Source organism: Gemmata obscuriglobus (genome assembly GCF_008065095.1).
Lineage (GTDB): Bacteria > Planctomycetota > Planctomycetia > Gemmatales > Gemmataceae > Gemmata > Gemmata obscuriglobus.
The window spans coordinates 4647604-4665342 of sequence record NZ_CP042911.1; the positions used below are offsets into that span (position 1 = coordinate 4647604).

Below are 17739 nucleotides of genomic sequence, written 5' to 3' on the forward strand. Positions count from 1 at the left end.
AAGTTCGTTGGCTGTGCGCCGCCCGTCTGCTGACGCAGGCGGTTCGGCAAACCTCGGTCGAACCGCCTGCGTCAGCAGACGGGTGACATCTGGACGTGTTCCGAGCCGGAGATTGATCCCGTCACGGCTATTGCCAACTTGAAACTACTGTAAACGGTATCGATGCGTCCGGCTCCACATCTTCGCCCGTTTGGGCGGTAGCGTCCGTTCAAACCCGAATGATGCGGATTTGGCAGTGATACCGTTTGCAGTGTTTTCGTGGCGAGGAGGGGTGTCGGCTCAGCGCGTTCCGAGCCGGAACCCGACCAGTGCCAGCACCGCGCCGAGCATGAGCGACACGTGGTAGTCGCGGAACGGCTCGACGGTACGAATGCCGAACTGGTGCCCCGCGATCGCGACCGCGGCCCCGATCAGCACGAACGCACTCATGAGGTTCCCGCGAAAGCCCAGCGATGCGACCAGCAGCAGCCCGGCCAGCCCCACATTGAAGCTCTCGACCCACGCCAGCGCCGGCCCCGGCACCCCTGAAAGGCTCAGCGGCTCCGTGACCCGCACCGCTCCCATCGGGGCCGCCCCATCCGTACCGGTTTGCGCTCCAAAGATCAGGCCGTTCTGGTGCGCCCACAACGCGCATGCCCCCAGGAGCACGGCCGCCGCGGTCGCGCGGACGTGTGGGCCGATGAACAGTCCGATCAGCACGCCCAGCGGGTCGCGGCTCCGCCCGGCCCCGCGAGCGAACGCGCCCGGTTGCTCGGCGGCCCGGACCAGCGTCCGCACGTCCGCCAGAGCGGGCAGGGCCGGCGTGGCGCGGGGTCCCGGGCGGGCCGCCGCCGTCTCCGCGTTGCGGATCTCGGCCGCGGCCCGCACCATCGCGTCCGCGGCCGCCTTCGCGTGGTTCTCCGCACTCTCGGCGCTCGCGCCGGCGGCGAGCAGGTTGGCGCGCTCGACGGCGAGCAGCAGGTTCCGCGCGCGGGACTCCTTGCGGCCCTTTTCGATCCGCTCCATCGTCGCGATCAGCGGCTCCCGCCAGGCCGCGTGCTTGTCGCGCGCGCCCGCCACACCGCCGCGCAAGAGCACCGCCCGCGCCGCCAGCTTCGCCTCGTACCCGAACAGCGCCTCGTAGAACTCCTCCCACTGCCGGCCCGCGAACTTCGCCACGAACTGCCGCAGTTCCTCCTCGTCCAGCCCGCGCGCCCGCATCCGCCGCAACTGCCGCTCGACCCCGTCCAGCACCGCCTTGCGCTCGTCCGCCAGCGTGCGATCGACCCCGTATCGGAGCACGAGCGCGAGCCCGACCCCGATGAACCCGAAGCCGAGCCAGATCCACAGCACCTTCAGCAGCGCGAGCAGCACGCAGAACAGCGCGAACGCGGCCAGCCCGATGGCCCAGTCCGCGACCCCGAGCCCCGTGAGGAACCGCTGCGTGCAAGCGAATAGGTGCCCTTTGCGGGTAACCCCGTCCAGCACGAAGTACGCCAGCGTCGCCTCCAGCGCCAGCGCGAACGTGCCGAACGCCCACGGGATCTTCCCGAAGAACGCGAGCAGAACCGCGACGAGGGCCACCGCGCCGAAGAACCCCGAAATGAGCCGCCCCCGGAACTGCGCCGCGCCGCACGTGTTGAACTGCAGCACGGACGATTCCAGACGCGAAATCTGATCTTCTTGGGGCGAAAAGGTCCCCGCGCGGTGGACGCCGAGCCACGCTTCGAGCGTGCGGATCACCTCGCTCATGTCCTGGTACCGGTCCTCCGGCGCCTTCGCCATCATCCGCTGGATGACGCTCGACACCTCCTTCGGCACCCGGCTGGCGATCTGCTCCGGCGGGACCAGTTGGTCGTAGGCGTGCTTCGACATCAGCCCGAGCGCGGTGGTCGCGTCGAACGGGGGCTGGCCGGTGACCAGCACGTACAGGGTGCAGCCGAGCGAGTAGATGTCGGCGCGGTGGTCGACGCTGGCCGCGTCCCGGCACTGCTCCGGGGACATGTACGCCGGCGTGCCGAGGGCGATCCGGTCGCCGGTCACGTCGGGCGGGAGCGTGTGCAGCCCGCTCTGTGAGCTGGACGCGACGGGCCGGTCGTCGGCCGGCGGCAGCGCCGGCGTCTTCACCAGCCCCAGGTCCGCGACCTTGATGACGCCCTGCTCGTCGAGCAGCAGGTTGTCGGGCTTCACGTCCCGGTGGATCATCCCGCGGTCGTGGGCGTGTTTCAGCCCCCGCGCGGCCTGGAGCACGTACCCCACGGCGGTCTCGGGGTCGAGCTTCCCCGAAGCCCGGACCACCTCCGCCAGCGACCGGCCGCGGACGTACTCCATGCTGAAGAAGCGCGCGCCGTCCACCTCGCCGATGTCGTAAATCTGCACGATGTTCGGGTGCGACAACTGCGCCGCGGCGAACGCCTCGCGGGTGAACCGCGCCACGAACACCGGGTCGTTCGCCCACCGTCGGCTCATGACCTTCAGTGCCACGGACCGGTCGAGCGAGAGCTGCGTCGCGAGGTACACGGTGCCCATGCCCCCGCGCCCGAGTTCGCACGCGATCGAGTACCCGCACACCTCCGTCCGCGGCGGCAGCGGGGAGTCCTCGGGTTCGCCCGCGCCCGGGCCGGGGGAATCGTCCGCCGCTCGCGCTCGGGTCCGGTTGGTGTCCGCGACCGCGTGCGCCGCCCCCTGCCCTCGCGAACCGCCCTCGGCCCCCTCGCCGCCTGACGAGCACGCGAGCGCGAACCCGACCGCCGATGCCGGCGTGCCGGTTACGTTGTCCCGCATCGGCGTACCGTCCGCGCGTTCGTCCGGCACCCACAGCAGAAACGGCTTCGCGCAACCCGGGCACTGGGGCCGGTAGCGCCCCGGCTTCGTAGCGGTGAGCGTCAGTCGGTGCTGGCAGTGCGGGCAGGCGATGGCCACAGCGGGCACCCTCGCAACGAATCGGGCGGGGCGTGCGGGTGCGGCGCCGCAGGTCCGGGAACCTGCGGCGAACGGCCCGCTGTGAACGGTAGGTCACGATCGAGGGAGGTGTGACCGCAATTCGAAACGCGCCGCGGCGTTCAGCCGCGGCCTGAAAAGGCAGCAAAAAAGCACAGCCGCGCGGGCCGTTTTCAGGCGTGAACGAAGGTCACTTTACACCGGACGAGAGCCCATCCCGACGGACTGCCGCACCAGTTGCAACGTGATCTGCGCCGCCGCACGGGCCTTCCGGGCGCCGGCGGTGAGCACCTCCTCGACGTACCCCGGGTCGCGCGCGAGTTGCTTCCGGCGCTCGCGGGCCGCGGCGAAGTAAGAATCGATCTTCGCGAGCAGCAGGGTCTTCGCGTCGCCGTACCCGAACGGCCGGCCGCCGCGCCCCTCCGCCCCCTTCATCGGGTTCCGGTACAGGTCGGCCATCTCGGCCTGCTCGGCCGCCGTCGAGAACAGCTTGTACAGCGCAAACGCGTTGCACTTGTCCGGGTTCTTCGGCTCCTCAACGGGCGTCGAATCGGTCACCACACCCATCACGGCGTTCTTGAGCGGCTTGCCTTCAGCGAAGATCTCGATGGTGTTGCCGTAAGACTTGCTCATCTTCTGGCCGTCGGTACCCGGCACGACCGCGGCTTCGTTATACACGCCATCCGGGAGCGGGAAAATCTCTCCGTAGGCGTTGTTGAACGCCCCGGCGACATCGCGGGTCATCTCCAGGTGCTGCTCCTGGTCCTTGCCCACCGGCACGAGGTGCGAACGGTAGATGAGGATGTCGGCGGCCATCAGCAGCGGGTAGGTGAACAGCCCGACGCTCGGGGTGATCCCACGTGCGACCTTGTCCTTGTAGGAGTGGGCACGTTCGAGGTGAGCCGTTCCGAACACCGACGAAAAAAACCACGCGAGCTCACACACCTCGGGCACGTCGGACTGGCGGAAGAAGCTCGCTTTGGCGGGATCGAGACCGAGCGCGAGGTAGTCGAGGGCGACATCGCGAACGTTTTCGGCCAGGATCTGCCGCGCGGGCCGGGGGGTGATGGACTTGTTCTTCGCGGCCGTCCCGGCTTCCTTCTCCTCAGCTTCTTTAAGCGACGTGAGCGCGTGGTAGTCGGCGATGAAGTAGAAGCACTCGCCCGTGTCCTGTCGCTCGATGTGCTGCTTGATCGCGCCGAAATAATTCCCCAGGTGCAACTTGCCCGACGGCTGCACGCCACTGAGGATGCGCGGGCGGACGGAAACGGTCATCGTCAAAACTCCAATCGGCGCAACGTTTCACGCCCGGGGTCACAAGAGCCAGCGGTGCGAACGCCGGACTACGAAACGGTCGCCCGTACAGGGTTCAAAGCGACCGACCGTCAACACAGAAAGTCGCCGCACGGGTCGCGGTTAAAGCCGGGGTGTTCGGAACCCAGGCGGGGGTGCGAATCCCTGGTCCGCCTTGGGCTTTTCTTCTCGGCACAGACACGGTTACATTACGCGCGGTTCGTTCCGAAACCACGGGTCCACGCATGGACGGCCCCAACCCGACCGCCGCCCCCGCCGCGAGCGACCCGCGCCGCACGGAACTGCTGCTCGAAGCCCTCAAGACCGCCATTCACACGCCCGGCGAACACCGGCTCTTCCAGTCGGGCAAGCTGCCGGGGCTGTTCCCGTCGCGCGCGGGCCTCTCCAACGAAACGGCCCTGCTCGCGCTCCGCGAAGGGCTGCTCGAAACGGTCCGCACCGAGGCGAAGGGGAAGCTCATTACGGAGTGGGTCTGCGCGACCCCGAAGGCGGTCGGGTTCGTTCACGATCACGACTCCCCGCGCTCGATCCTGCGCGAGCTGAAGGATGTGCTCCTGACCACCCGCACGGGGGTGCCGCAGTTCATGGCGGACGCGCGGGCCGAACTCGCCGCGCTGTCCGCGAACTTCGAGGAGAAGGCGGCGACGATGCTGGCACGGCTCGACGAACTCGCGAAGCGGTGCGAAGCGGCCCTCCGCCGCGCCGAGGCGAGCGGGCAGGTGATCGCCGCCCCGGTGGGTCAGCTCGTGCCGTGGGCGCTGAGCGCGCTCGAGTACCTCGACAAGCGGGCCGAGTCCGGGGTCACACCCCCCTGCCCGCTCCCAGAGCTGTTCCATGCGGTGTGCGTGAAGTTCCCGCAGTTGGTGCTCGCCGAGTTCCACGACGGCGTGAAGCGCCTGCACGACGTGCGGGCCATCAAACTCATCCCGACCGCCGCGATTCCCGAACCCGAGTACGCGGTGGTGGTCGAAGGGAAACTGATGTACGCCGTGGGCAGATAAAGCAGAAAATTGGCCACAAAAACGCACAAAGGGCACAAAAGGGAACCAAAGAACAAAACCAGAGCAGTGTTTTTAAACACACTCTTCTGTCTTCGTCTTGGTTTCCTTTTGTGCCCTTTGTGCGTTTTTGTGGCCAATCTGTTTTACTGTCTTCCTCAAAACGGCCACGCACTCCCCAGCGCTGCTTTCTGCGCGAGTGTGATCGCCTGAATGCCGGCCTCGCCCAGATCGACCAACCGGTCGAGCTGCTTGCGCGTGAACGTGGCCTCTTCGCCGCTCCCCTGCACCTCAATGATCTTCCCGGACCCGGTCATCACCAGGTTCATGTCAACGTCCGCGTCGCGGTCTTCGACGTATTCCAGGTCGAGGCGCTCTTCCCCCTCGATCAACCCCACGCTGACCGCCGCGACGCTATCCGTCAGCACCTCCGTAACGGGCACGGTAAGCAGCGACTTGATGGAGTTGATCGCATCGACCGCCGCGACGAAGGCACCGGTGATGCTCGCGGTGCGGGTGCCGCCGTCGGCTTCGAGTACGTCACAGTCGATCCAGAGCGTGCGCTCGCCGAGTTTGTCGAGGTTCACGACGGCCCGAAGGCTGCGCCCGATGAGCCGCTGAATCTCGACGCTGCGCCCGTCCACCTTCCCGGCCTTGTCGCGCGGCTTTCGCGTGTGCGTCGAGCCGGGGAGCATGCCGTACTCGGCGGTCAGCCAGCCCTTCCCCTTCCCGACGAGGAAGTCGGGCACCTTCGGCTCCACGCAGCACGTACAGAGAACAGTAGTGCGGCCCATCTTCACCAGCACCGACCCCGGCGCCGGGCGTGTGTACCCGCGGGTGAAGCTGAGTTCACGGAGCGCGGTCGGGGAGCGGTCGTTCGGACGGGGCATGAAAGAGTTCACCAAAAAGGCACAAAGATCAACACTATGGGCCGGGAGAACCTCAGCGTCCTATACCGCGCGGCGGTGAAACTGTTCACTTCAACAACCATTCCAGCACGGCCTTTTGCGCGTGGAGGCGGTTGCCGGCCTGCTGGAACGCGGCGCACGCCGGGCCTTCCATCACCTCGTCGGTGATCTCCTCGCCGCGGTGCGCGGGCAGGCAGTGCAGCACCTTGCAGTTCGGTGCGGCCTTCGACAGGAGCTGAGCGTTCACCTGGAACGGGGCGAACTTCTTCAGCCGCTCCTCGCGCTCCGCCTCCTGCCCCATGCTGGTCCACACGTCCGTGTAAATCACGTCCGCGCCCTTCACCGCCGCGAACGGGTCGTTGAACTCTTTCGGCGGCTCGCCCCCCACCCGCGCGGCGTAATCGGCCTTGAACGGTTCGTCGAACCCGTACCCGGGGGGGCAGGCGAGCACGAAGTTGGCGCCCAGTTTGCCGCACCCGACCGCCAGCGACCGGGCCACGTTGTTCCCGTCGCCCACGAACGCCACCGTCCGCCCGTTCTCGCTGCCGAACAGCTCGCGCACCGTCAACAGGTCGGCCAGCCCCTGACACGGGTGCGACCAGTCCGACAGCCCGTTGATGACCGGCACGCTCCCGGTCGCCGCGATCCCGTCGAGCGTGGAGTGCTTGTACACCCGCAGAACCAGCGCATCGACGTAGTTGGAGATGGTGCGGGCGAAGTCGGCCAGGCTCTCGCGCCACCCCAGCCCGACCTCGTTCCCGGGCAGGTACAGGGCGGTCCCGCCGAGTTGGGCCACCCCGCTCTCGAAGCTGACCCGGGTCCGCAGCGACGGCTTCTCGAACACGAGCCCCACCACGCGACCGGTCAGGCTGTGGGCGGGGATGCGCCGCGCGTGCGCGTCCTTCAGCCGCGCCGCCTCGCTCAGGAGGTGCCGCAGCTCGTCGCCGGTCAGGTCGATGAGGTTCAGGAGGTGTTTCATCGCGATTGCGGAATGCGGAATTCGGAATGCGGAACAAAGACGGTCAATGAGCGCGAGGCCCGAAACGGGTTTGAAGCGGGTACCTTCAGTTCCACGTTCCGGGTTCCGCGCTCCGCGTTCAAGGCCGCAGGGCCAGCAGCACGTCTGCGATGATGTCGCACCCGTCCTCGAGTTGCTCGTCGGACAGCGTCAGCGCCGGCAGCAGCCGCAGCACGGTCTGGTGCGTGCAGTTGATGAGCAGCCCCTTTTCGAGGCACGCCTGCACCACCGGCGCGCCCTCGACGTTCAGCTCCACGCCGATCATGGTGCCCTTCACCCGCACGTCGGTGACGAGCGGGCACTTCTCCTTCAGCTCCGTGAATCGATGGAGGAACCGCGCACCGAGTTGCACGCCGCGCTCGAGCAAACCTTCTTGCTCGATGGTCTCGATGGTCGCCAGCGCCGCACGGGCGGCCAGCGGGTTGCCCCCGAAGGTCGCAGCGTGCGTACCGGGCTTCAGCTTCTCGGCCACCTCGGGCCGGGCCACGAGGGCGCCCATCGCGACCCCGCCCGCCAGCGCCTTCGCGAGGGTGATGATGTCCGGCTTCACGTCCCAGTTCTGGTAGCCGAACCATTTCCCGGTGCGGCCCATCCCGGTCTGCACCTCATCAAGTATGAGCAGCAGGCCGTGATGGTCGCAGAGGGCGCGGACCCCTTCCAGGAACCCCGCCGGCGGCACGTTCACCCCGCCCTCGCCCTGGATCGGCTCGAACATCACCGCGCAGGTCTCGCCGTCGATCGCCTTCGCGACCGCGTCCAGGTCGCCCCACGGGGCGTAGTTGAACCCCGGCAGCATCGGCTCGACGCCGGCGTGGTACTTGGGCTGCGCCGTGGCGGTCAGCGCGCCCATCGTGCGGCCGTGGAAGCTACCCGTAAGCGTCACGATCTTGTACTTGTTCTTCGGCTTGCCGTTGAGCCGGGCCAGCTTGATGGCGGCCTCGTTGGCCTCGGTCCCGCTGTTGCAGAAGAAGCTGACGCCGCCGAAGTCCGTGCGCTCGCCGAGCGCCTGCCCGAGCAGCGCCTGCGGCTCGGTGTACCACGTGTTCGGAACGTGGATCAGCGTCGCGACCTGCTCCTGGACCGCCTGGACGACCCGCGGCGGGCAGTGGCCGAGGATGCCGCAGCCCCAGCCCGGGAAGAAGTCCAGATACCGGTTCCCTTCGGCGTCCCACACCCACGAGTTGCTGCCCCGGACCAGCGCGACGGGGTACCGCGTGTAGTTTTGGGTAAGGTGCTGCTTCGCCAGGCTGATGACCTGCTCGCTCGAAAGCGTGTCGGATGTCGTCATTTCGGCAGGGAACGTGGGTGAGGGAAACGGGTTAGTCGCGCGCGGGAAAGGGGTCACCGCGTGATGACGGTGCCGGTGAACGTGTCTTTCAAAAACACGTCTAAAAGTGAGTAGGGAACACGTCCGTCGAGAATGAGCGCCGATTTGGCTCCGGCCTCGAGCGCCTCGAAGCACGCTTCCACTTTCGGGACCATTCCGCCGTTAATGACGCCCGAAGCGATCAGCCCGCGGGCCTCGGCTTCGGTCAACTTCGAGATGAGCGATCTCGGGTCGGAGCGGTCGCGCAGCACGCCGGGCGTGTCGGTGAGGAAGACGGCCATGTCGGCCTTCAGCACACCGGCAACAGCGGACGCGGCCGTGTCGGCGTTGATGTTGAGCCACCCGCCACTGGCGTCCCGCGCGAGCGACGGAAGGATCGGCACGGACGGGTCTCGGCCGTCGCTCGGCTGATGTGCTGCGCGGAGTGCGTTCACGGCAACGCCGGTAACGGTCCCGACGTGACCGAGATCCACCGGCGCACCGGTCGCGTCGGTCAGTGAGAGGCGCGCGCCGGTGAGTGGCCAGCCCGCGAAATCGCCCGAACCGGCACCGTTGTCGTAATACCCACGAACCCGGGTACCGATGCGGTCGGCCCGCTGAACCAGGTCGGAGTTGATCTCGCCGAGCACGCGAACCACAACCGCAAGGGTGTCGGCGTCGGTGTACCGACGCCCGGCCACTTTCCGCGGCGTCAGCCCGGCAGCGGCCATGGCACGGTCGATCGGTTTGCCGCCCCCGTGGACCAGCGCGACGCGAACGCCGAACAGGCTCAACACATTGACCGACCGCAGGCAGGCGTCGGTGGCGGCCGGTTCCTCCATCGCGCTGCCGCCGAGTTTGACCACCACCGTGCGATCGCGGTACGCGGCCAGACGGCCCGCGGCGGCAGCAAACGACTCGGCAGTCAGGCTCGGCTCGGACATCCGCAGAAGCCCCAGATTCCAGCGACGGCTTGAGGGAATCGAAAAATCCATCGTATGCCGCAAGCTCAGGAGCGTCAACGGCTCACGGGAAATTCACAACGATTGGCCGAGCGCGGGTCGCTGGTGCGGCTGCTACTTCACGGGTTTCGCGTAATCGCCGCGCATGAACCCGCTGTCCGCGGGCGGGTTGTAGCGAATGTCGAGGTCCGGCGTTTCGAGCCGCTTGGACTCTTTCACGCGCGACTCAAGAGCGTAATCGAGGACGCCGCCGGTGAGCTGCGTGCGCTCGACCGGGTACGGCGCTTTACCCGTGGCGAAGAAGGTCTCGGTGTGCGCCGCCAGCGCCTCGAGGAACGCGGCGCCCGGGGGCGGCGGGAGCCAGAACAGGCACGACGACGGCTTCTTCTCGCCGGCCACCCGGCACGCGAACGTTTCGTCCGCGACGTGCCCGTCGAGTTGCAGCACGGTCGCCTTCAACCCGTCGGCGTACTCCACCACGAACGCGATCGGCCCCTTCACGAAGTTGCCCCAGGTAGCGGGGCGCGGGAACCGGCGGCAGTTCGCGCGAATATCGCCGGCGTTGCGCGAGGTGCTGCGCCCGAGCGCGTGTTCGAGCAGTTCCCACGACCACACCCCGTCGTCCCCGGCCTTCCAGACGGCGTCACCTTGCAAGCAGGTCACGGCTTTCACGCCCTGGTTCGCGGGCCTCGGGTCCGCCCCGGCGAACCGCCGCTCGACCATGCACTGAAGGGCTTCGAGCGCGTGGATGCCGTAGATCTCGAGTTCGCCGCGGGACACGAGGAGCGCTTCGGTGATCTTGGTCCCGAGCGTGAACTCGAGTTCGGGCCGGCGCCAGGTGACCGGCAGCGACGAACCCGCCATGAGCGGGAAGCTCATCTTCTTCGCCGTGGCGACCATCTCGGCCGCCTTCGTGCGGTCGTAGCTCAGGTGCTTATCGCAGAACACCGAAACGGTCTTGCCACTTTTCTCAAACGTTGCGGTGATCTGTTTGAAGTACTCGTACCGCGGATAAAGCTTCTGGCCGCGGTCGTTGTACTTGTAGTCGCCGTGCTCGCAGATCAGCAGCACGCCGTCGACGGCGAGTTTTCCGGTTCCCAGGGTGAGCGCGTCGTCAACGGCCTCCGAGAGCCGAAAGCTGTGCTCCTTGGCCAGCTCGCGGCTGAGGTCGTTACCCTTCACCTGCTCGGCGTAAACGCTGGCGATGCCGAAGTCGGGGAAGTGGTGCTCGTCGCCCTTCATGTACCCGTCGAGGTAGCGGCCCGCGATGTGGTACGCGTGCGACAGGTAGTGGTACGTGGAACACACCACCGCCAGCTTCTTCGCCGCCGGTTTGGCCCGTTTCGGGGGCTTCGTGCGCGGGGAATCCGTACCGCCGGCGTATGGCGAGCGGGCACCCCAGGCGCTCGCGGCGAGAGCGGACGCGGTCAAAAACGAGCGGCGGTCGAATGGCAGCATGTCGGCCCCCTGCGTGGTGCGGTGGTCAGTATCAGTCGTTCCGCGTTCCCGTAGTTCCGAGTTCCAAATGGGCCGTCGGGTCCGAACTGCCGGGCATGCGGTTCGGCCCTCGGGTTATACGGCCACTGGGAGCGACGGACGTTTCTGTTCCGGCCCACTTGGAACTCTAAACTGGGAACCTGTGAAGTACTCATACACATGCCAGGTGGTCGTGTCGCATTTCTTGACGAGACGCGACCGCCCGGGAGCAGGGCACGAACGCGCGATGAGGATGCGAAGACAGTTTTTGACAGGATCGACGGGATGAACAGGATTTAAAATCGATCGGTCTTTATCCTGTTCATCCCGTCGATCCTGTCAAAAACTGTCTTCGAAAGCGCGCGGCCCGTGCGGGGCGCAAAAAGCCGCCCGTTCTCGTAAACACGACCGGTGATCGTGTCGCATTTCTTGACAAGACGCGACCGCCCGGGAGCGGTATGCACGTTACCGCTCCCGGACGATGCCGGCTCATCAGATAGCGACACCCACGACGGGTTCGTGTAGGAATGTATCTGCCACTCGCGCAGGAGAAAACAACAACGGCACCGGCCAGGAGTTTTCCTGACCGGTGCCGTTCGCGCCTTCGAGGTGCCGGGCGCGCCAGGCGCCCGCGCCGCGGTCTCAGTCGGTGTTCACGTTCCCGTCGACCGGGTTGCACCAGTTCCCCCACGCGTCGAGCGAGATGGACGCGTTAAACGCCCGCACGCTCCCGTCGCCCATCGCCGCCTGGAGCACGCCCGCGGACAGCCCCTGCGGGCAGTCGTACATGGCCTGGCTCTGCGCGGGGCGCACCTGGAAGGGGACCAGGCTCGACGCCGGGCCGCAACTGGCGGGCCGACTGGTGACCGTTTGGTTGTAAAAGTAGTTGTAAATGATCTTTGGGTTGGTCGTCGAGGAATTGTTGTCCGGCCGGTACTGGTAGGGCTGGAAGTTCCACCCCGGCCGCTTCGTGACCGTCTGGCCGGACGTGGTCACCGTGGTCATGGTGGCGGCGGCGTAGGCCTCCGTCCAGAACACGACGTTCGAGACGCCGTCGAGCATCTGGCCGAACTTCGCCTGCCCGCCCGAGCTGGAGAACACCCGGTCGTTACCGCTCCCGAACCCGTTGGCGATGTAGCTGCACGGGCCGGTGTTCTCGGGGTCGGTGTCGAGCGTCGGGTCGAGCCGCGAGACGAGGCACGGGACGCGCCCGGCCGGGGCGGTCCAGTTCGCCTGCCAGGGGCCGCCGGTCGGGCTCTCGTACCCGCCCGGGTAGTTGAGCAGCTTCGCGGTCGCCGGCGCGGGGGTGAGCTGGTTGGCCTGCTCGATGTACGGCAGGATGTGGAACACGGCCGGCCCGTAGGGGCCGCTCCCGGAGCCGCTCGCGCCCCCGGCGGTGTAGCCGAACAGCGGCGGCATGCACCGCCGGGCGTCGTGGTAGTTGTGCGTGGCCAGCGCCAGTTGCTTGAGGTTGTTCTGGCTCTCGGTCCGGGCGGCCGCCTCGCGCACCTTCTGCACGGCGGGCAGGAGCAGCCCGATGAGGACCGCGATGATCGCGATCACCACCAAGAGTTCGATCAGCGTGAACCCGCGGCGGGGCGCGGCGGGCGGTAACGAAGTGGCCATGGCCTCTGCCTGAGAATGATGAATGGGATGAAAGGCCCGCGGCGTTACCGGCTGGTGAGCGCCACGTCGAACGTCTGCGGGCCGCGCACAACGGTGTAGCGGAGTGCAGTCTTGGCCGGGCCGTACCGGGCCTCGGCGGCGAGTGCCGTGCGGAGCACGTCCGCCGGCGGCGGCGCCTGGTCGATCCAGTCCCAGCCCGGCCCGGGGTCGGGGTTCCCGAGCTGCACCTGGATCTGGCGCTCGGTCAGCGGGCGGCTGGTGTAGGCCACCTTCATCGGCCCCTCGGGCACCAGCCCGGCCTGGTACCGGCCGTCCCCCCCGACCATCCCCTGACCGGCGAGCCCCTGCGGGCCGATGAAAAACACCGCCCCGGTCGGCAGCGGCTTGCCGTCGCAGGTCACCGTACCGGTGATGAGGGTGTTCGCGGCGCCGGTGCCGAACCCGCCGCCCGGCGGGGCGGGGGTCTGAATGGCCTGCCCGGGGCGCGCCATCAGGACCGCCGCCGCCCCGACGAGGACCAGAGCCATCAACACCACCGCGGCCACCAGTGTCGCACGCTTCCGCTTCATACCTGCCCTCCGGTGCGGAGCCCTGTCGGCACGTTCGCGCCCCGCGCGGGGCCGCGCGCCGACCAAATATCCGCGCCTCGCGCGGTTAGTAATCGCTGCCCGGCACGTCACCTTTGGCCGGGGTGACGAGCGCGTCCCACGTGGCCTGGCTGACCGCGGACGTGATCCCCCCCACGCTCCCGTCCGCCTTGGCCACCTGGAGCACGTTCGACCGCGGCCGGGACTGCGGGGCGATGGCGCTCGCGGCGGACGTGCCGGTCGGGATCTCGAACGTCAGGGCGGGGACCTCGATCGGCACCGGCGGGGTGTCGTTCGTCATCAGGTTCGCGCCGAAGGTCGGGCCGACGTTGAACGTGCCCTTGTAGTAGCCCGACGGGGTGTACGTGTTGCCCACGCTCTCCGCGCCGATCATGAGCGAGCCGCTGCGGACGCAGGAGTACGAGTTGCCGCCCGCTGTGATCGTCTGGTACACGCTCCCCACGCCCTGGGCCAGGAGCAGCGTGTTGGTCGTGCCGTCCGGGATCAGCGCGAGCGAGCGGGTGCCGTCGAACACCTGGTAGTTGCACAGGTAGCTGACGGCCGGGCTGCTGAACGAGTCGTTCGGGTCGGTGTACACTTTGACCACCGCGCTGCTCGGCACCTTGCTGCCGCGGAACGCGTTGAACTGGTAGCCCGGCGGGTAGGTCACCGTGATGTTCGGCGGCCGGCCGCTGTAGACCGGGGACCCGACCCCGTACGCCGCCTGGAACACCGTGTCCTGCTCGACGAACGGGAGCAGCGCGAAGAACGCCGTGCCGTTGGTGCCGCCGTCGCCCGGGGTGGACGGCGACCAGCCGCAGTAGATCGGCAGCGCCTTGCGGGTCGCGTCGTAGTTGTGCGCGGCCAGCGCGATCTGCTTGAGGTTGTTCTGGTTCTGGGCGCGGTAGGCGGCCTCGCGGACCTTCTGAACGGCCGGCAGCAAGAGCCCGATGAGGATCGCGATGATCGCGATCGCCACCAATAATTCGATCAGCGAAAAGCCCGGTCGGCGACCGGACACGCGCGCGATCATGGCGAAACCTCCGGAAAGAAAACGACCGGGGCAGTGTCCGACGGCGGCCGGTGGTGCCCCGAGAATAAACGACCGGTTCAGGAGGGAGAGGGAACCGGTCGGGATCAGCGCGAGGCGGGCGGCGCGGGCATCCGGGCCAGCGCCGCCTCGATCTCGGCCTTGAGTCCCGGGCTGCCGCGGCGGGCCGCGTCCTCCAGGGCACGCCGCGCGGCCGGGGTGCCCGCCCGCTCCAGGGTCGCCACGATGCGGGCGGCGGTCGCGCGGGCCGGGTTGGCGGCGGACTCCAGCCGGGCGACGAGTCGCTCCAGCCGGAACCGCGCCTCGGCGGGCGGGTCCGAGGCCAACCGCTTCCGCAGCGCCGGGCCGACGGCCTCGCCCGCCTTCTCAAGGGCGGTTTGTGCCCGCTCGCGAACCGCGAAGGCGTCGTCACCGAGTTCGTCGATCCAGCGCGCGACGTCGGCCGCGTCCGGTTCCGGGGGCGAGGCCAGTTTGGGGGCGAGCAACCGGACGGCGTCGTCGGGCCGCTCGGACAGGGCCAGCCCGGCCCGGTGGGCCGCCCCCACGTCGGCCCCCAGAACCGCGTCGCGGAGCTCGCCGACGGGCCGGCCCCCGCCCGCGTTGCGGAGGTCCGTGACGCCCCACACGAGCGCGGTCCCGTCGACGCTGCCGGACGCGAGCCGGCGGCCGTCGGGCGCGAACGCAAGGGCAACAACCGCCCCCCGGTGCCCACGGAAGCGTTTGGCGAGCCGGCCGGTGGCCAAGTCCCAGACCGCGACCGCCCCGTCCGTACCCCCGGCGGCTAAGAGCCGCCCGTCCGGCGAGAACGCCAACGCCCCGGGCCGCTCCGGACATTCGAGTTGCTGGCCCGTCCGCCCGGAGGACACTTCCACCAGCGAGACCGCGCCCTCCCAGGTGACGGCCGCCAGCCACCGCCCGTCGGCCGACAGAGCGGGCGCCACCTGGAACAGGTCCCAGCTCGTCTGCGAGACCGACACCGGGCGCGCGCGCCCGGCGGCCACGTCCCACAACTCGACCGCGACCCGGGGCGGCAGTGGACCGCCCCCCGGCGCACGCGGCGGCCAGTCGTGGGTCACCGCCGCGAGCGTCCGCCCGTCCGCGGAGAGCGCCAGCCGGGCCGCCGTCGCGCGCGTCGTCAGCCGACGAACGCCCTTCCCGGTGGGATCGATCACGTCAACCGTCGCGCCGGACGCCACCGCGACCCGCTCCCCGCTCGCGGCCACCGCGAACGGGGCGAGGTGCCCGGACGTACCGGAAACCCACGTCTGACCGCTCGGGAGCGCCACCGACTCGGCCGCGCGGGTCCGCAGGTCCAGCACTTGAATCGAACCGGGGTCGGGCGGGACGGGCGGGCGGCAGAGCGTCAGCGGCCGCGAACCGGTCGCCCACCCCAGCCCGACGAACCCGGTCCCCGCCGGTGGAACCAGAGGCGAGCCGGGTTCGCCCGTCGCCGCGTCCCAGACGCAGACCTCATCCGCCCGATCGGCGAACGTCAGCACCGAGCGCCCGTCCTGAGAGAACGCCACCGCCCGTATTCCGCCTTGCACCTGTCCCCGCGGACCCGCGGGCCGACCGGTCGCGAGGTCCCATACCGTGACCGCACCGAGCGAAGACGTGGCCAGATACTTCCCGTCGGGGGAGAGCTGCTTGGCCACATCCAGGTTGTTGTTGAGCGTGTGGAGCACGAGCGCAGGGATGGGAAGCGCGCCTCGGACCTCCGCACCGGTCGCGGGCGCCCGAACCCGAACCCGCCCGCCTTCGACTTCGACGAGTTCCTTGCCGCCCGGGAGGAACGCGAGGCCGCGACGCGCGCCATCCCGAACCGTCCAGCTCCCCAGCTCTTTACCGCTCGCGACATCGACCAGCCGCACCGCCCCGCTCGCGGCCCGCACGACCGCCCGGCCGTCGGCCGACTGGCTCACGTCGACGAACACCTCGCCCGGGGGTGCGTCCAGCGCGCGGGCCGCGCGCCCGGCCGGGGCGTCCCAGAACACGAGCCGGTCCGCCCAGGCGTCCCGGCCGCTACCGCAGATGACGGCGAGGTACTTCCCGCCCGCCGCCGACACCGCACGGGTTCGCCCGGGCAGGTTCGCGACCTCGGCCCCCGTGCCGGCGTTGAACAGCCTGGTACACTTCCCGTCCCAGTCGCCGGCCGCGACGACGCTCCCGTCCGGCGAGAACGCGAGCGCGGGGACGGCCGGTTGGGGCGGGGTCTGTTTCGCACGCCACGTCCAGGCGACGCGCGGCGCGCCGGCGCCGAGTTCCCACACCCACACTTCCGCCGCCCCCGCCACCGCCAGCCGCCGACCGGTCGGGTCCGCGACCACCCAGCGGGCACCGGCCGGGCCGTCGAACGTCAGAACCCGCTTGCCCGTCGCAGCGTCCCAGAGCGACACCTCGGCCCCGCCGTGGACCGACGCCAGCGTCTTGCCGTCCGGGAAAAAGGCCACGTCCTCGGCCCCGGCGGCCCGGCCGGCCCGGAACCGGTCCGTTCCGATCCGCGCCACGGCGCCGGTCGGCAGTTCGTCGCCGAGCCCGTCAACCAGCGGAGCCGGTTGCGGCGCCAGCGGGGCCGCGGGCTCCGGTGACACGACCGCGGGCCGTTCCGCCTGCACCACGGCCCCGCCGATCGCGCCGAGCCCGACGAGGCCGGCGAGCGCCAGTAGCAACCCGTACAACTTGAACCGGGCGGCCTCACCCGAACCGGTCAAACCGACGGCCAACTGGGCTGCGGCGCTGGCCAGCGACTTCCCGCCCGCCGCAGCCAGCGCGCCGGCGGTCGCCGTCGCGGTCAGCCCGGCAGGAACCGCTTCGCCCGCGCCGGTCGCGACACCCCCGAGGACGGCGACCAGGGTCGCAGCCGAGACGGCGGTCCCGCGCCGGACGAGCCGGCCGCGCAGCGCCTCCAGCCCGCGGCGGAGGCGCGCGGCGATGGCCCGGTCGGTCACGCCCAGAATGCGGCCGACCTCGGCCTGCGTTTTGCCTTCGAGGTAGTAGAGCGAAAGCGCGACCCGCAGCCCGGCGGGCAGCCCGGCCAGCTCCTCCCGAACGATCGCGAGCAGGTCCTCTTCGGGGGCCACCTCCTCGACCGCCGGGGCGGCCTGAGCGGACAGCCGCCGGTGGGCGAGTTCGCGCCGGCGCGCGGCCACACGGGCGTTCGCACTCGCCCGCAACGCCACCGTGCGCAGCCACCCCTCTAGCGTGCCCGGGCACACCTTCCCGGCGTCTCGCGCGAGGGCGATGAAGACCGCCTGGAACGCGTCCTCGGCGTCGGCGTCGCTCCCCAGCGCCAGCCGGCAGGTGTCCCACACGACGTGCCGGTACCGGACGACGAGCGCGGCGAACGCGTCCTCGTCCCGGCTCGTGGCAAACGCGGACAGGAGTTCCGCATCGGTTCGCGACTCACACCGCAGCGGCAAGGCGAGTTCTCGGATCCGCTGCGCCAATCCTTGGGGTACCGCGGGCATCGTGAGCGCTCCGAACGCTGACACACTGTTCTTGGTTAAGTCAACGCTCCGGGCACGAACCGAAACGGAATTCCTAAAAAATACCTCCGCCGGCCACGATTCCTACA

Annotated in this window: 12 protein-coding genes; 1 reads left to right on the forward strand and 11 read right to left on the reverse strand. The window is 69.2% G+C overall.

What is annotated here, in order from left to right; genetic code table 11:
* Nucleotides 1–279: 279 nt before the first annotated feature.
* Both GobsT_RS19310 and trpS read right to left on the reverse strand, forming a co-directional pair.
* The gene (locus tag GobsT_RS19310) at nt 280–2901 is read right to left on the reverse strand and encodes a serine/threonine-protein kinase (RefSeq protein WP_010045316.1); all 2622 of its coding nucleotides are present in this window, start codon (nt 2899–2901) and stop codon (nt 280–282) included.
* Between the two features lie 213 nt (nt 2902–3114).
* Nucleotides 3115–4194 (reverse strand): tryptophan--tRNA ligase, encoded by a 1080-nt coding sequence (gene trpS / locus GobsT_RS19315; protein ID WP_010045318.1) that lies wholly within the window; start codon nt 4192–4194, stop codon nt 3115–3117.
* Between the two features lie 263 nt (nt 4195–4457).
* On the opposite strand from trpS, the gene GobsT_RS19320 reads away from it, so the two are divergent.
* On the forward strand, nt 4458–5234 hold the full coding sequence (locus GobsT_RS19320) for a hypothetical protein (RefSeq protein ID WP_010045320.1): 777 nt from the start codon (nt 4458–4460) through the stop codon (nt 5232–5234).
* A 155-nt stretch (nt 5235–5389) separates the two neighbouring features.
* Here the strand turns inward: GobsT_RS19320 and rph are convergent, their stop codons facing one another.
* The 9 genes from rph to GobsT_RS19365 all read right to left on the reverse strand — a co-directional run bounded on the left by rph (nt 5390) and on the right by GobsT_RS19365 (nt 17632).
* The gene (gene rph / locus GobsT_RS19325) at nt 5390–6121 is read right to left on the reverse strand and encodes a ribonuclease PH (protein ID WP_010045322.1); all 732 of its coding nucleotides are present in this window, start codon (nt 6119–6121) and stop codon (nt 5390–5392) included.
* Nucleotides 6122–6206: 85 nt separating this feature from the next.
* A complete protein-coding gene (gene argF / locus GobsT_RS19330) occupies nt 6207–7118 on the reverse strand; it encodes an ornithine carbamoyltransferase (RefSeq protein WP_010045323.1) in 912 nt (303 codons plus the stop codon).
* Between the two features lie 118 nt (nt 7119–7236).
* Nucleotides 7237–8445 (reverse strand): aspartate aminotransferase family protein, encoded by a 1209-nt coding sequence (locus GobsT_RS19335; RefSeq protein WP_010045325.1) that lies wholly within the window; start codon nt 8443–8445, stop codon nt 7237–7239.
* 53 nt (nt 8446–8498) lie between these two features.
* Entirely contained in the window at nt 8499–9407 is a 909-nt protein-coding gene (gene argB / locus GobsT_RS19340) for an acetylglutamate kinase (protein WP_010045329.1), read from the reverse strand.
* Nucleotides 9408–9539: 132 nt separating this feature from the next.
* On the reverse strand, nt 9540–10883 hold the full coding sequence (locus tag GobsT_RS19345) for a hypothetical protein (RefSeq protein WP_109571006.1): 1344 nt from the start codon (nt 10881–10883) through the stop codon (nt 9540–9542).
* A 660-nt stretch (nt 10884–11543) separates the two neighbouring features.
* Nucleotides 11544–12527 carry a DUF1559 family PulG-like putative transporter gene (locus tag GobsT_RS19350; RefSeq protein ID WP_010041177.1) on the reverse strand — a complete coding sequence of 328 codons (984 nt, stop codon included), beginning with the start codon at nt 12525–12527 and terminating at the stop codon, nt 11544–11546.
* 44 nt (nt 12528–12571) lie between these two features.
* Nucleotides 12572–13096: a hypothetical protein gene (locus GobsT_RS19355; RefSeq protein ID WP_010041180.1), complete on the reverse strand. Its 525-nt coding sequence runs from the start codon at nt 13094–13096 to the stop codon at nt 12572–12574.
* An 85-nt stretch (nt 13097–13181) separates the two neighbouring features.
* Nucleotides 13182–14147: a DUF1559 family PulG-like putative transporter gene (locus GobsT_RS19360; RefSeq protein ID WP_010041182.1), complete on the reverse strand. Its 966-nt coding sequence runs from the start codon at nt 14145–14147 to the stop codon at nt 13182–13184.
* 104 nt (nt 14148–14251) lie between these two features.
* A complete protein-coding gene (locus GobsT_RS19365) occupies nt 14252–17632 on the reverse strand; it encodes a sigma-70 family RNA polymerase sigma factor (protein ID WP_010041183.1) in 3381 nt (1126 codons plus the stop codon).
* Between the last annotated feature and the right edge of the window lie 107 nt (nt 17633–17739).

Bases quoted from the DNA above. Each gene is read 5' to 3' on its own strand.
- trpS (WP_010045318.1), bottom strand. From the start codon at position 4,194: ATGACCGTTTCCGTCCGCCCGCGCATCCTCAGTGGCGTGCAGCCGTCG.
- GobsT_RS19320 (WP_010045320.1), top strand. From the start codon at position 4,458: ATGGACGGCCCCAACCCGACCGCCGCCCCCGCCGCGAGCGACCCGCGC.
- rph (WP_010045322.1), bottom strand. From the start codon at position 6,121: ATGCCCCGTCCGAACGACCGCTCCCCGACCGCGCTCCGTGAACTCAGC.
- argF (WP_010045323.1), bottom strand. From the start codon at position 7,118: ATGAAACACCTCCTGAACCTCATCGACCTGACCGGCGACGAGCTGCGG.
- GobsT_RS19335 (WP_010045325.1), bottom strand. From the start codon at position 8,445: ATGACGACATCCGACACGCTTTCGAGCGAGCAGGTCATCAGCCTGGCG.
- argB (WP_010045329.1), bottom strand. From the start codon at position 9,407: ATGTCCGAGCCGAGCCTGACTGCCGAGTCGTTTGCTGCCGCCGCGGGC.
- GobsT_RS19345 (WP_109571006.1), bottom strand. From the start codon at position 10,883: ATGCTGCCATTCGACCGCCGCTCGTTTTTGACCGCGTCCGCTCTCGCC.
- GobsT_RS19350 (WP_010041177.1), bottom strand. From the start codon at position 12,527: ATGGCCACTTCGTTACCGCCCGCCGCGCCCCGCCGCGGGTTCACGCTG.
- GobsT_RS19355 (WP_010041180.1), bottom strand. From the start codon at position 13,096: ATGAAGCGGAAGCGTGCGACACTGGTGGCCGCGGTGGTGTTGATGGCT.
- GobsT_RS19360 (WP_010041182.1), bottom strand. From the start codon at position 14,147: ATGATCGCGCGCGTGTCCGGTCGCCGACCGGGCTTTTCGCTGATCGAA.
- GobsT_RS19365 (WP_010041183.1), bottom strand. From the start codon at position 17,632: ATGCCCGCGGTACCCCAAGGATTGGCGCAGCGGATCCGAGAACTCGCC.